Origin of the sequence: Nonomuraea sp. NPDC050202 (assembly GCF_040656115.1) — a bacterium.
Taxonomy (GTDB): domain Bacteria; phylum Actinomycetota; class Actinomycetes; order Streptosporangiales; family Streptosporangiaceae; genus Nonomuraea.
Genome location: NZ_JBFALF010000013.1, coordinates 20,922 through 34,987, shown reverse-complemented (window position 1 = coordinate 34,987; position 14,066 = coordinate 20,922). Strand labels below are relative to the sequence as shown.

The window sequence follows — 14,066 nt, the reverse complement described above, 5'->3', positions numbered from 1 at the left end:
GTCGACATGCAGACTACAGGCGTGGGCTGTAAGTCCCGGTTGCGGGCGGTCTGTCGCTTTCCAGGTCATCCGGAACGACCCTCAGGCGGCAGCCCCTCAGCGGTGCGGCCGTCGGGGGTGCGGCCGTCGGCGGGCAGGGCGTCGGCGGGCAGGGCGTCGGCGGGCAGGGCGTCGGCGGGCAGGGCGTCCAGACCGTGGCGGGCGGCCTCGGCCCAGTGCGGCGCTCCGGCCTTTCCGGCGAGCGCCTCCGCCTGGCGGAAATGCGCGGCGGCGCGGCGGCGGTGTCCCAGGGCGGCGGCCAGCCTGCCGAGGTACAGGGCGACCGGGCCCAGGGTGAGCAGCCCGCTGCCCGCACCGGCCAGCTCCCCCTTCGCGGGGAGCAGCCGTTCGTAGAGGCGTTCCAGCACCGGGCGGCCGGCCGTCTCGACCGCGGTCAGGGCGTGCAGGCAGGTCCTCGCCTCGAACAGCAGGTCACGCGGGGAGTCGGGGATCGCGCGGGCAGCGGCCGCCGCCTCCTCGCGACGTCCCTGAGCGAGCAGGACCAGGGGGCGGCCCCAGCTCTCGTACGGCCCCCAGTCAGCACCCGACAGCCGATCGAGCTCGGCGTCCTCCCGGTGCGGGCCGTCCGTACCCGCCTCCAGGCACAGCAGGGCGAGCGGCAGCATGCCGTCCTCGACGCCGGGCATCCCGGTGCCGCTGAGCCGGGCTGCGGCCGCGCGGTAGGCCGAGCGGGCCGCTTCCTTGCCACCGGCGCCCGTGACGGTGCGGCGGAGGGCCGCGTACCAGGTGGTGAACACGCCGACCAGCGGGAGGTCGTACCGCTCCGCGAGCCGGTCGGCCGCGGCGGCGTGCCGGTCGGCGGCCTCCAGTTCGGCGAGCGCGGCCGCGGACTGGAGCAGGATCAGCCGCCCGAGCACCTCGAACGTCACCAGCCCGTCGTGCCCGGCGGCCAGCCGGACCAGCTCCTCCCCGATCGCGGCCCGCTCCGGCGCGAGCCCGGCCCGCTGGAACGTCTGCATGTACCGGCCGTTGAGCGCGTAGGCGAGCAGGGTGCGCTCGCCCAGCCTGCGGGCGATGTCCTCGGCCTCGCGGGCCGCCTGGGCGCCGCGCGGGTCGGGGTCGGCGCGGCGTTCCATGGCGATGGTGATCAGGAGCCGGGCGCGTTCGGCGTCGTGCCCGCCGGGAGGAAGGGCGGCCAGCGTACGCTCGGCGGCGGCGACGAGGCGGGCGGACAGGGCGGGGTCGTCGTTGGCGGTCCAGATGGCGGGCACGTCGAACGAGCCGATCACCCCGGCCGTCACCACCGGGTCGCCGAGCGTCTCCGCCGCGTCGACCGCCTCGGCCCGGTACCGCCGCGACTCGTGCAACTCCCCGATCACCGCCAACGCTCTGACCAGCCCCATGACGGCCTCCAGCCGCCCGCCCACCCCGCCACCGTGACCGAACGCACCGTGACCGATCGAGCCGGAGCGGGGGCCGATGCCGGGACCGGAGCTGGAGCCGGAACCGAGGCCGGGCGAGCGAAGGTTACGGGACCGATCCGTGCCGGTCGTGTGGTCCAGGGCCGTGAGGGTGGCGCGCCACAGCCGGGCCGCCTCGTGCGGGGCGGACCTGGCCTCCGCGCGCTGGGCCGCCGCGCGCGTGTAGCGGGCGGTGCGGGTCGTGCCGGCCCGGCCCTCCGCGCGTACGCAGTGGTAGGCGATGGTCTCCACGTCGCCGGGGCGGATCCGTTCGACGATCTCCGACGCCCTGGCGTGCCAGCGGGCGCGGCGGGCCCGCGTGACGTCGTCGTAGAGCGTCTCGTGCACCAGCGCGTGCGCGAACCGCAGCCGGTCGGCGTCCTGCTCGACCAGGAAACCCGCCAGCAGGGCGGACTCCACCGACTCCAGCACCTGGTCCTCGTCGCCGGCCAGCGGGATCAGCACGTCGAGATCGACGTCCTGGCCGAGGACGGCGGCCTTCCGGAGGTGCGTACGCGCCGCCTCCGTGAGGCCCGCCAGGCGGTGGCGGATGACGTCGCGGACCCCGGCGGGGACGGTGGTGTGCAGGGCGGCGTCGCCCTCGCTCTCCCACAGGCGGGTGAGCTCCCTGACGAAGAATGGGTTGCCCGCGCTACGCGTGTGGATCGTACGGGCGTCGCCGTCGCTCGTGACGCGGCCGGTGATGGCCTGGACCAGCTCGCGCACCTGAGGCTGGGTGAGGCCGCCCAGGTAGACGCGGGCCGGCTCGGCGCGGGCGGCCCTGCCCAGCGCCTCGGCCAGGCCGGCGGAGATCTCGGTGGAGCGGTACGTGCCGAGGAGGAGCACGGGTGCCGTGCCCAGGTCGGTGGCCAGCGTGGTGAGCAGGGCCAGGGTCTCCTCGTCCGCCCAGTGGAGGTCGTCGAAGACCAGGAGGAGCGGGGCGCGCTCGGCGACGCCGGCCACGTGGGCGGCGATGGCGCGATGACGCCTGAATCGGGTGGCGAGCGGGGAATCCCCCTCTGCGCTGCCGGCCCCATCGGAGTGCGCGTGCCCGGCCGTGGCGAGGCGCTCGCGTATCTGAGTCCAGGGCCAGGCCGAGGGCGCGCCTTGCAGTTCCGGGCTGGCGCCCCAGGCGGTGGTCCAGCCGTTGGCTTCCAGGCGCCGGGCCAGCGTCCCGGCCAGCGCCGTCTTGCCCGCCCCCGCCGCGCCGGACACCAGCACGAGCCGCGCCCGCCCCGCCGCCGTGACGCCCGCCGCCACCCCTTCCAGCTCGGCCAGCTCGGCGGCCCGGCCGACGAACGGGTGCTCGCCGAACACCGCCTCCCCCGCCCGATCACCGGGAGAGGCGGCCGGGTGGGCAGACAGTGAGGCAGCCGGATGACCGGACGACGAGACGGCCGGGTGACCGGACGACAAGACGATCGAGTGACCGGACGACAAGACGATCGAGTGGCTAGACGGTGAGGCGGCCGGGTGACCGGACGATGATGCGGCCGGGTGACCGGACGATGATGCGGCCGGGTGGCCGGACGATGATGCGGCCGGGTGGCCGGACGGTGAAGCGGGCGGGTGGCCGGACGGTGAAGCGGGCGGGCCTGCGTTCGTGGGTGCCGACGAGCGGCCGTCTCCGGACGGAGGGCCGTCCCCGAGTGAGGGCCTGGCCGAGGACAGGTTCGGGGGCAGGGTGGGGGTGAGGTGCGGGGCGTGGGCGAGGATGTCGGATTCGAGGCGGCGCAGCCCCTCCCCCGGATCAACCCCCAGCTCGCGGCGCAGCACCTCCCTGGCCCGCCGCAACTGCCCCAGCGCGTCCCCCTGCCGCCCCGCCCGGTACAGCGCGAGCGCCAGCAACCGCCAGCCGTCCTCGCGCAGCGGATGCTCCGCGACGTGCGCCTCCAGGTCGGGCACCGACTCGGCCGCGCCGCCGCGGGCCAGGGCCGCCTCGGCGCGGCGTTCGACGGCGAGCAGGCGCAGCTCGTCCAGGCGGGCGGCCTCGCCCCGCGCCCAGTCCAGCTCGGCGAACTCGGCGTACGCGGGCCCCCGCCAGAGCCCCAGCGCGGTGTCGAGCAGGGTGTGGGCCTGCGCGGCGGCGCCCTCGGCGAGCAGGCGGGAGGCGTCCGTGACCGCGGATTCGAAGCGCCAGGCGTCCACCGCTCCCGGCTCGGCGCGCAACGCGTAGCCGGGCGGGGAGGTGACCAGGAGGCGGGAGGGGGCGCGGGGCGGGCGATCGGGTTCGAGCGCCTTTCTCAGCGCTCCGACGAAGGTCTGCACCGCGCCCAGCGCGCCTTCCTGAGGTGACTCCCACAGGTCGCCGATCAGCCAGGACACCGGCACGACCCGGCCTCTGGCGACCAGCAGCCTGGCGAGGACGGCGCGGTGGCGCGGGCCCTTGAGCCGCACCGAGCCGTGCTCGTTCTCGGCCGTCAGCGGGCCCAGCACCCCGAAAGTCACCATTTCATCACCAACCTATCCGCCCGCACGTGTTGCCTGGTCAGGCGGCTGAGCAGTCGCTGACCAGGTGCTGATCGGCGGGCGGCAGATTGAGGTGGCACCCGCCGGCGCGCCGGTGGGTGGCGGTACCAGCGATCGACAAGAACGGCAGGAGAGCCGAGAACATGACACCGCAGATCACCGGATTCACCCAGCGCCGCGTCACCGTGGCCGACGGCGTGGCGCTCAACGTCGCCGTGGGCGGCTCGGGCAGCCCCGTCGTGCTGCTGCACGGCTTCCCGCAGACCCACCTCATGTGGCGGCACGTCGCCGCCGACCTGGCCGCCGACCACACCGTCATCTGCCCGGACCTGCGCGGTTACGGCGACAGCGACAAGCCTGCCGACCCCGACGGCCTGACGTACTCCAAGCGCACGATGGCCGCCGACGTGGTCGCCCTGGCCAGGGCGCTGGGGCACGACCGCTTCGCGCTGGCCGGGCACGACCGGGGCGCGCTGGTCGCCGTCAGGGCGGGGCTCGACCACCCGGACGTCATCACGCACCTGGCCTCCCTGGACGTGCTGCCGACGCTGGACTCCTGGGAGGTGATGCAGGGCCGCTCGGCCGCCGTCGGGTTCCACCTGTACCTGATGGCCCAGCCGCCCGGCCTGCCGGAAGCCATGATCAGCGGGGCCGCGGACGCGTTCTTCGGGTACTTCCTCGACCTCTGGGCCAACGACCCGAACGCGATCCCGGCCGACGTGCGGGCCGCGTACCTGAAGGCGTCCCGCGAGGCCGTCCCGTCGATCGTGGCCGACTACCGGGCGACGGCGACGATCGACGTCGAGCACGACGAGGCCGATCGGCAGGCGGGCAACAAGCTCACCATGCCGGTGACGGTGCTGCAGCAGGACTGGGGCTCGGCGCTCGGGTTCGACGCCGCCGGGAGGTGGCGGGCCTGGGCCGAGGATCTGGAGCACCGGACGGTGACCTGCGGGCACTTCATGGCCGAGGAGGCTCCGGCGGAGGTGGTGAAGGCGCTGCGGGACCTGCTCGCCAGGTGAGCAGGGGAAGCCGGGTGAGCAGGGGAAGCCGAGGGTGAGCCGAGGGTGACGGCTTCGGCCCTTCGGGGGTGCTGTGACCCTGCCGGATGCCGTCCGATCACGGCGGTGGAGCGCGCCATATAGTGGCAATCGTGACGACCGTCGTGCTCAAGCCCGGCCCGCCCGCGCGCACCGCGCACGCCTTCGTCTACGAAACGCTCCGGCGGGCGATCCTCGGCGGCGACCTGCCCCTCGGCTACCGGCTCGTCCAGGCCGACATCGCCGCCCAGCTCAAGGTGAGCATCACGCCCGTCCGCGAGGCCCTGCGCGACCTGGCGGGCGAGGGGCTGATCAGGATCGACGCCCACAAGGGCGCGATGTTGCGCGAGTTCGACCTGTCCGAGGTCAGGGAGATCCACGAGCTGCGCCGCATGCTGGAGCCCGTCTCGATCCGGAAGGCCGTGGAACGTATCACCGACGACGAGATCGACCGGGCCGAGGGGGTGCGGCGGCAGATGCGCGACGAGCTCGACCCGGGCGAGTGGGTCGAGCTCAACCGCCGCTTCCACGCCGTCTTCGGCGACGCGGCCGGCTCGCCCCGGCTGTGCGCGATACTCAAGGGCCTGCGCGACGGCGCCGCCGTCTACGTGGGCCTGTCCCTGCGCGGGCAGGAGCGGGCGCGCCGGGCCGAGGCCGACCGCGATCATCGCGAGCTGGTGACGGCCTTCAGGCGGCGGCGCGCCGAGGAGGCGGTGGAGATCGTGCTGCGCCACCTCGACGCGACCATGGCCGCCCTCGAACGGCTCGCCTAACCGGCCTTGGCCTGCGGTTCGTCGTACTCGACTGCGTAGTCCTGCTGCGAGCGGTCCTTCAGCAGGTACGCCGCCACGACGCTGATCGCGGCGCAGATCGCCATGTAGATCGCGATGGCCATGGAGCTCTGGTACGTCGCGTACAGCCAGACCGCGATGAGCGGCGCCGGCCCGCCCGCCGTGACCGAGGCGAGCTGGTAGCCGAGCGAGGCGCCGCTGTAGCGCAGCCGCCCGGTGAAGCTCTCGGCGATGAACGTGGCCTGCGGGCCGTACTGGATGTCGTGGATGGGGGCGGCCAGCACGATGGCCAGGAAGACCAGCGCGGGCACGCGGGTGTCCAGCAGCGGCCAGTAGACGAACGACCAGGCCAGCATGGCCAGGGCGCCCACCATGTAGAGCCGCCTGCGCCCCACCAGGTCGGAGATGAAACCCCAGAACGGCACCGTGAACAGCGACACGATCCCGGCCACGATCACGTACGTGTAGACGTCGCTCGCCGCGAAGCCCAGCGTCCTGGTGGCGTAGGTGAGGATGAAGACCGTGAAGATGTAGAACGGCGCCTGCTGCCCGGTGCGGAGCAGCGCGCTGAGCACGATCTCCCGCCAGTTCATGACGAGGACCTGCCGGACGGGCACCCGCTCCACCTTGTTCTCCGCGACGACCTTGGCGAAGACCGGCGTCTCCAGGATGCCGAGCCTGATGTACAGGCCGATGGCCGCCATCACGACGCTGAGCAGGAACGGGATGCGCCAGCCCCAGTACGGGTCCAGCGGCTCGAACACCTGCAGGGCCAGGTAGCCGAGCACGAGCCCGACGGGCACGCCGAACTGCGGCCAGCTCCCGAGGAAGCCGCGCCGCCCGCCGCGCGACTTGCCCCACTCGGTGGCCAGCAGCACCGACCCACCCCACTCGCCGCCGACGCTGATGCCCTGCAGCAGGCGCAGGAGCGTGAGCAGGATGCCGCCCCAGATGCCGATCTGCTCGTAGGTGGGCACCAGGCCGACGAGGGCGGTGGCGATGCCCATGGTCATGAGGGTGATGATGAGGGTGGCCTTGCGGCCGATGCGGTCACCGTAGTGGCCGAAGATCGCCGCGCCGATGGGGCGGGCGGCGAAGCCGCCGAAGTAGGTGCCGAGGGCGAGCAGGAGGCCCGTCGTCTGATCGCTGGTGGGGAAGAACAGCTCCGCGAAGATGGTGCTGGCGGCGAAGCCGTAGAGGAAGAAGTCGTACCACTCGATCGAGGTGCCCACGGCGGAGGCGACCACCGCGCGGACCAGTTGCCGTCGTTTCTGCTGATCTGTCGCGTCGAGTCCTTGCTCAACCATCTACCACTCCTGGGGTAGGTCACGCGTCAACGGTGACGGTACATGATGCATCATCGATGGTCACCAGGCTGCAAGCGCTGGTTCGGGGCGGTGTTCGGGGGTATTTGAACGACTACGGTCCGGGAGGAGGGCATCGTGACGCGTCCCATCGCCGCCGCCTTGGCGGTCGTCGCTCTGGCAGTCAGCGGCTGCATGGTCGCCGGCTTCGACGAGGCCAACAGGGTTCCGCAGAACGACGGGGCCAACGCCAACGGGGGAGACAGCCTGAGCCTGCGCAACGTCTTCCTCCTGGGCGGCACCGACTCGGCCTCGCACCCGCCTCAGCAGGCGCTCTTCGGGGTGATCGTCAACGACGCCCAGAAGCCGGACCAGCTCGAGAAGATCACCATGGAGGGCGGCGGCACCGTGCAGCTCGCCGGCCAGCCCCTCGCGCTGCCGCCCGACCAGGCCGTGGGCACCGGCAACAAGCCCATCGGCATGGCCACCGGGGTGCGCGGCAACGTGGTGCCGATGACGTTCACCTTCCGCGAGGCCAAGCCGGTGCGCCTGATGGTGCCGGTCATGACGCGGACCGGGCACTTCTCCAACCTGCCGTCGGCGCCGGCGGGCCCGCCGGCGTCCGCGCCGCCGGTCACCTCGCCGCCGCCACCCGAGGTGACGAACCAGGGCACCGGATCGCCGGGCCCGACTGCCACGACCACGGGTTGAGCTGCGCCGGCCCTCGCCCCGACGGCCGCCACGGCTTCCTGCCGGGCCGGCCCTCGCCCCGACGGCCGCCGCGGTTCCCTGCCGGGCCGGAACGCCTCAGTGCAGCATCCCGGCCAGCGTCCTGGCGGCCTGGGTGACGAGCTTGCCGTACTCCGCGCGCAGCTCCTCCGTCATGCGGCTGGCCGGGACGGAGACGCTGAGGCCGGCGATCGGGCCGCCGGGGCCGAGGACCGCGGCGGCGACGGCGGCGATGTCGGCACGCCATTCGCCGCGGTTGTCGGCGTACCCGCGCCGCAGCACGGCGTCCAGCTCGGCACGGAGCGCGTGCGGGTCGGTGATCGTGGTGCCGGTGTAGCCGGGCAGCTCGTCCGGCGATCGGCCGAGGTGGGCCAGCACGGCCTTGCCGTTGGCGGAGGCGTGCAGCGGCAGCCGGATGCCCAGCGGCAGCACGATGCGCAGCGGCTTGTCGGTCTCCAGCCGCTCGATCAGCACGACCGCGTCGCCCTCGGGCACCATCAGGTGGATGGTCTCGCCGGTGCGCTGGCGCAGCTCCTCCATGACCGGCACGGCCGCGTCACGCAGCCCCAGCTCGGTGCGGCGGGCCACCTGAAGGGCCTTGCTGGTGACCTGCCAGCGCGTGACCTCGCCCCCGGCCGGCCTGATCCACCCGGCCTCGTGCAGTGTCCTCAGCGACCGCTGCACGGTGCTCTTGGGCAGGCCGAGCCCGCGTGCCAGCTCGCCCACGCCGATGGGCTGCCGGTCGGCGACCTCTTCGAGCACGCGGAGGGCGTTGATCACGTTCTGCATGCATTGACTCCCCTGTGGACCGATCTTAATGTTAATGAACCGCACAGCGGCACGCCGTGCCGTGTGATGGCACGGAGGTGGTCAGACGGTGGGCCGGCACTTCTTGCAGATTCCCGGGCCGACGAACGTTCCCGATCGGGTGCTGCGGGCCATCGCCCAGCCCACGATCGACCACCGGGGGCCCGCGTTCGCCCGGCTCGCCCTGGAGCTGCTCGAACGGCTGAAGACGGTGTTCAGGACCGCCGGGCCCGTCGTCGTCTACCCGTCGTCGGGCACGGGCGCGTGGGAGGCGGCGCTGGTCAACACGCTGTCGCCGGGTGACAAGGTGGTGGCGTTCGAGACCGGGCACTTCTCCTCGCTGTGGTGCGAGCTGGCAGCCAGGCTGGGGCTGGTCGTGGACGTCGTGCCGGGCGACTGGCGGCACGGCGCCGACCCGGACGCGCTGGCCGGCCGTCTCACCCCTGACGTCGCCGCCGTCATGGTGGTGCACAACGAGACCTCGACCGGCGTGCGCAGCCGCGTCCCGGAGATCCGCGCGGCCCTCGACCGGGCCGGGCATCCGGCTCTGCTGCTGGTGGACACGATCTCGTCGCTGGGCTCGATGGACCACCGCCACGACGAGTGGGGCGTGGACGTCACCGTCGGGTGCTCGCAGAAGGGGCTGATGCTGCCGCCCGGCATGGGGTTCAACGCGGTCAGCGCGAAGGCCCTGGCCCACCGGGGGCGGCTGCCACGGTCGTACTGGGACTGGGAGCCGATCATCGCGGCCAACCGGCAGGGCTTCTTCCCCTACACGCCGCCCACCAACCTCATGTACGGCCTGCGCGAGGCGCTGATCATGCTGGAGGAGGAGGGCCTGGACGCGGTCTTCGCCCGGCACGACCGGCACGCCGAGGCGACCAGGCGGGCCGTGCGCGGCTGGGGGCTGGAGGTGCTCTGCGCCGACGAGCGGGAGCACTCTAGCTCGCTGACCGCCGTGCTGATGCCGGACGGGCACGACGCCGACGCGGTCAGGCGGCTGATCCTGGAGCGGTACGACATGTCGCTCGGCACCGGACTCGGGCGGCTCGCGGGCAGGGTCTTCCGCATCGGGCATCTCGGCCATTTCAACGATCTGATGCTCGCGGGCACGCTGAGCGGCGTCGAGATGGGGCTGTCGGCGGCCGGGGTGCCGATCAAGGAGGGCGGGACGCGGGCGGCGCTGGCCTACCTGGAGGGAGCGCGGTGAGCCTGGCCCGCACGCTGGCCCCGCTGATCGCCGGCGACGTCCGGGACGACCCCTACACCAGGCACCTGTACTCCTCCGACGCCAGCATGTACGCCATCGAGCCGCTCGCCGTCGCCTTCCCCCGGCACGCGGAGGACGTCCAGGCCCTGGTGCTGGCCTGCGGCGAGCTGGGCGTGCCGGTGCTGCCGCGCGGGGCGGGCACCAGCCTGGCCGGCCAGACCGTGGGCGCGGCCGTCGTCGTGGACTTCTCGCGGCACATGAACCGCATCCTGGAGCTCGACGGCAGGACCGCCCGGGTGCAGCCCGGCGTCGTGCAGGACCAGCTCAACCGGGCGGCCCGCAAGCACGGGCTGATGTTCGGGCCCGACACCTCCACCAGCAACCGGGCCACGATCGGCGGCATGATCGGCAACAACTCGGCCGGCAGCCACTCCATCCTGTACGGCTCCACGATCGACCACGTCCAGGCGCTGCGCGTGGTGCTGGCCGACGCCACCACGCCCGACCTGGCCACCGACCCCCGGCTTAACGCGGCGGTCACCGACATACTGGACGGGCTGGACCTGTCGGGCTTCCCCCGCTTCTGGCGCCACTCGGGCGGCTACCGCCTCGACGCCGCCGCGCGGGGAGATCTCACCAAGCTGATCGTCGGCTCAGAAGGCACGCTGGCCGTGGTCACCGAGGCCACGGTCGGGCTGGTCGACCTGCCGAAGGCCAAGGCCATCGCCGTCGGCCACTTCACCTCCACCCCGGCCGCCATCGCCGCCACCGCCGACGCCCTCGCCTTCGACGCCGCCTCGGTCGAGCTGCTCGACAAGGCCATCCTGGAGCTGTCCAGGCAGCGCGTGGACTACGCCGGGCTCGGCGACATCCTGGCGGGCGACCCGGAGGCGCTGCTGTTCGTGGAGTTCTTCGGCGACACTCCGGCCGAGGTGGCCGACCGGGTGGACAAGCTGGCCGCGACGTGGAAGTCCAACGGCCACGGCTACCACACGCTCCGCGCCGTCACCGCGCAGCAGCAGGCGGCCGTGCTGAAGGTGCGCAAGGCCGGGCTCGGCCTGCTGATGGCCTCCAGCGTGGGCAGCCGCAGGCCGCTCGCGTTCGTCGAGGACACGGCCGTGCCGCCGGACCGGCTGCTGCCGTACGTCGAGGAGTTCACGCGGATCCTCGACCGTCACGGGCTGCGGGCCGGCTTCTACGGCCACTGCTCGGTCGGCTGCCTGCACGTGCGCCCGTTCGTGGACCTGCGGCAGCCCGGCGGGATCGGCACGATGCGGGCGGTGGCCGAGGAGATCGCCGACCTGGCCGCCCGGCACGGCGGGGTGAACTCCAGCGAGCACGGCGACGGCCTGGCCCGCTCCGAGTTCAACCGGCACCTGTTCGGCGAGGCGATCTACGAGGCGATGCGGCGGGTCAAGCACGTCTTCGACCCGCACGGCCGGCTGAACCCCGGCAAGATCGTGGACGCCCCGCCGATGACCGAGCACCTGCGCGACCCGGCCATGCCCGTGCCGCGCCCGCTGGCCACGACTCTGTCGTTCGGGGCTGGTGGCATGCACGGGGCCGCCGACCGGTGCATGAACGTCGGCGTGTGCCGCAAGGACGACACCGGTGTCATGTGCCCGTCGTACATGGCCACCCGCGAGGAGGAGCACTCCACCCGCGGCCGGGCCAACGCCCTGGTCAAGGCGCTGTCGTCACCGGACCCGCGGCAGGCGATGGGCGACGAGCGGCTGCACGGGATCCTGGACCTCTGCCTGGAGTGCAAGGCGTGCCAGTCGGAGTGCCCGCTCGGGGTCGACATGGCGGCGATGAAGAGCGAGTTCCTCCACCAGTACCAGCAGCTCCACGGCGTGCCGCTGCGGGCGCGGGCGTTCGGGGCGATCAGGACGCTCAACCGGCTCGGCTCGGCCACCGCGCCGCTGTCGAACTGGCTGGCCGGCGCCGCCCGCGGCCCGCTCGGCCTGAGCCGGCGCCGCCCGCTGCCGCGCTTCCACCGCGACAACCTGCTGCGCTGGTTCGCGCGCAGGCCGCCCAAGGAGAGCGGCCGGGAGGTGATCCTGCTGGCGGACTCGTTCACCACCTTCAGCGAGCCGGCGATCGGGCGCGCCGCCGTCGAGCTGCTGGAGCGCGCCGGCTACCGGGTGCGCCTGGCCGCCGAGGGCTGCTGCGGCCGCTCCAGCATCTCCAAGGGCCTGCTCGACCGGGCGCGGGCGATGGCCGGGGACCTCGTCGCCCGGCTGTCCGGCTCCGACGCGCCGATCGTCGGCCTGGAGCCGTCCTGCCTGCTGACGCTCAAGGACGAGTACGCCGCGCTGCTCCCCGGCGACCCGCGCGTGGCGGCCGTGGCGGCCCGCGCCCGGCTCGTCCCCGAGCTGCTCGCCGAGGCCGTCGACGACGGCTCGCTGGCGCTGGGTGACGCACTGCGCGGGCGGCGGATCCTCCTGCACGGCCACTGCCACGAGAAGGCCGTCACCGGTACCGCCGCCACACGCGCGCTGCTGTCCAGGATCCCGGGAGCGGAGGTGACGGAGCTCGACGCCGGCTGCTGCGGCATGGCCGGATCGTTCGGCTTCGAGGCCGAGCACTACGACCTGTCCATGAAGATCGGCGCGCTCCGGCTCTTCCCGGCGATCGCCGCATCCTCACCCGACACGCTGCTCGCGGCCACGGGGGTCTCCTGCCGCCAGCAGATCGCACACGGGGCGGGACGCGCCGCCCGCCATCCGGTCGAGCTCATCCACTGGGCGGCCGGCCTGCCATAACGCCTCGGGGGAGATCGGAGTACGCAGTGTCCGCAGAGCTCCTGTCCATTCTCGCCCTCATCGCCATGTTCGTCGTGGCCACGATCTTCCCCGTGAACCTCGGAGCGCTGGCCCTCGTCGGCGCCTTCCTGGTCGGCACGCTGGCCGCCGGCATGGAGACCGACGCCATCCTGGACGCGTTCCCCGGCAGCCTGTTCGTGATCCTGGTCGGGGTGACGCTGCTGTTCGCGATCGCCACCAACAACGGGACCGTGGACTGGCTCGTGCGTGCCGCGGTGCATCTCGTACGGGGGCGGCTGGCGGCGATCCCGCTGGTCGTCTTCGTCATCTCGGCGCTGCTGACGGCCGTGGGCGCGCCCGCGCCGGCCGTGGCGGCGATCCTGGCGCCGATCGCGTTCGGGTTCGCGGCCGACTACCGGATCCATCCGATGCTGATCGGGCTCATGGTGGCGCACGGGACGCAGGCGGGCGCGTTCTCGCCGATCAGCGTGCTGGGCGGCATCGTGAACGGCGTCACCCGCGAGGCGAACCTGCCCGGGAACAACCTGGTGCTGTTCCTGTCGAGCTTCGCCTTCAACGCCGCCGCGGCCGTGGCCGTCTTCTTCGTCTTCGGCGGCCGTCACCTCGTGGGCCGCGACGCCCTGAGCCCGGCCGCGCCCGACGGCACCCCCGGCACCGCCACGACCGGCAACGGCAGGACCGGGGAAAGCGCCGGCGGCGGCGGCACGCCATCCGAAGAGCCCGCGCCCGCGCCCACCCCGGCCCCCGCCGCGACCGCGACCGCCGCACGAGGCAGCACCGCGACCGCGACCGGTGGCGGGAGCGAGGTCGCGACGGAGGCGCCCTCCGGCACCGCGACCGGCGGCAGCCTGCGGCTCACCCCGCACCAGGCCCTCACGCTGACCGGCATCCTCGCGCTCTGCCTGGCCGTCCTGGCCCTCAAGCTGGACGTCGGCCTGACCGCCGTCACCGTGGCCGTCGTCCTCATGCTCACCTCGCCCAGGTCCAACAAGGGCGCCGTGGAGAAGGTGGCCTGGCCGACCGTGCTGCTGATCTGCGGCGTCGTCACGTACGTGGGCGTCCTGCAGGAGATCGGCACCGTGGACCACGTCGGCTCGGCGGTGGCCGCGATCGGCATCCCGCTGTTGGTGGCGCTGCTCATCTGCTACGTGGGCGGCGTGGTGTCGGCCTTCGCCTCGACCGTGGGCATCCTGGGCGCGCTGGTGCCGCTCGCCGTGCCGCTGCTGTCGCAGGGCACGCTGGGCCCGATCGCGATGATCGCGGCACTGTCGGTGTCGTCGGCAATCGTGGACGTCAGCCCGTTCTCGACGACGGGGGCGCTGCTGGTGGCCAACGTCAGGGGCATGCAGCGTGACGACTTCTACCGCAGGCTGCTGGCCTACGGCGGCGTGATCGTCCTGGTGGGCCCGCTGGCGGCCTGGGCCGTCCTGGTCGTCCCCGGCTGGCTCGGCTAGCTCACGCCGGACCGGA

The 14,066-nt window shown here is 73.4% G+C and carries 9 protein-coding genes; 6 read left to right on the top strand and 3 right to left on the bottom strand.

Annotation, left to right across the window (positions count from 1 at the left end; all coding sequences use genetic code 11):
• Positions 1–65 precede the first annotated feature (65 nt).
• Positions 66–3,911 (bottom strand): BTAD domain-containing putative transcriptional regulator, encoded by a 3,846-nt coding sequence (locus AB0I79_RS30265; RefSeq protein ID WP_357879843.1) that lies wholly within the window; start codon positions 3,909–3,911, stop codon positions 66–68.
• Between the two features lie 161 nt (positions 3,912–4,072).
• Between AB0I79_RS30265 and AB0I79_RS30260 the strand changes: the two genes are divergently transcribed.
• Both AB0I79_RS30260 and AB0I79_RS30255 read left to right on the top strand, forming a co-directional pair.
• A complete protein-coding gene (locus tag AB0I79_RS30260; protein WP_357879840.1) occupies positions 4,073–4,951 on the top strand; it encodes an alpha/beta hydrolase in 879 nt (292 codons plus the stop codon).
• A gap of 131 nt (positions 4,952–5,082) precedes the next feature.
• Positions 5,083–5,742: a GntR family transcriptional regulator gene (locus tag AB0I79_RS30255; RefSeq protein WP_357879837.1), complete on the top strand. Its 660-nt coding sequence runs from the start codon at positions 5,083–5,085 to the stop codon at positions 5,740–5,742.
• Here AB0I79_RS30255 and AB0I79_RS30250 read toward each other — a convergent pair.
• A complete protein-coding gene (locus tag AB0I79_RS30250; protein WP_357879834.1) occupies positions 5,739–7,067 on the bottom strand; it encodes an MFS transporter in 1,329 nt (442 codons plus the stop codon). The two genes, AB0I79_RS30255 and AB0I79_RS30250, sit on opposite strands and share 4 nt — an antisense overlap.
• A 135-nt stretch (positions 7,068–7,202) precedes the next feature.
• Here AB0I79_RS30250 and AB0I79_RS30245 point away from each other — a divergent pair, with 135 nt between their 5' ends.
• Positions 7,203–7,775 (top strand): hypothetical protein, encoded by a 573-nt coding sequence (locus AB0I79_RS30245; protein ID WP_357879831.1) that lies wholly within the window; start codon positions 7,203–7,205, stop codon positions 7,773–7,775.
• Between the two features lie 96 nt (positions 7,776–7,871).
• Here AB0I79_RS30245 and AB0I79_RS30240 read toward each other — a convergent pair whose 3' ends face one another.
• Positions 7,872–8,582: an IclR family transcriptional regulator gene (locus AB0I79_RS30240; RefSeq protein WP_357879828.1), complete on the bottom strand. Its 711-nt coding sequence runs from the start codon at positions 8,580–8,582 to the stop codon at positions 7,872–7,874.
• Positions 8,583–8,670: 88 nt separating this feature from the next.
• Between AB0I79_RS30240 and AB0I79_RS30235 the strand changes: the two genes are divergently transcribed.
• Genes AB0I79_RS30235 through AB0I79_RS30225 form a run of 3 tightly spaced genes read left to right on the top strand, consistent with a single transcriptional unit; the run spans position 8,671 to position 14,050 of the window.
• Entirely contained in the window at positions 8,671–9,810 is a 1,140-nt protein-coding gene (locus tag AB0I79_RS30235; protein ID WP_357879824.1) for an aminotransferase class V-fold PLP-dependent enzyme, read from the top strand.
• Positions 9,807–12,575 (top strand): FAD-linked oxidase C-terminal domain-containing protein, encoded by a 2,769-nt coding sequence (locus AB0I79_RS30230; protein WP_357879821.1) that lies wholly within the window; start codon positions 9,807–9,809, stop codon positions 12,573–12,575. Before AB0I79_RS30235 ends, AB0I79_RS30230 begins: the two co-directional genes overlap by 4 nt.
• A 26-nt stretch (positions 12,576–12,601) precedes the next feature.
• Positions 12,602–14,050: an SLC13 family permease gene (locus tag AB0I79_RS30225; protein ID WP_357879818.1), complete on the top strand. Its 1,449-nt coding sequence runs from the start codon at positions 12,602–12,604 to the stop codon at positions 14,048–14,050.
• Positions 14,051–14,066 lie beyond the last annotated feature (16 nt).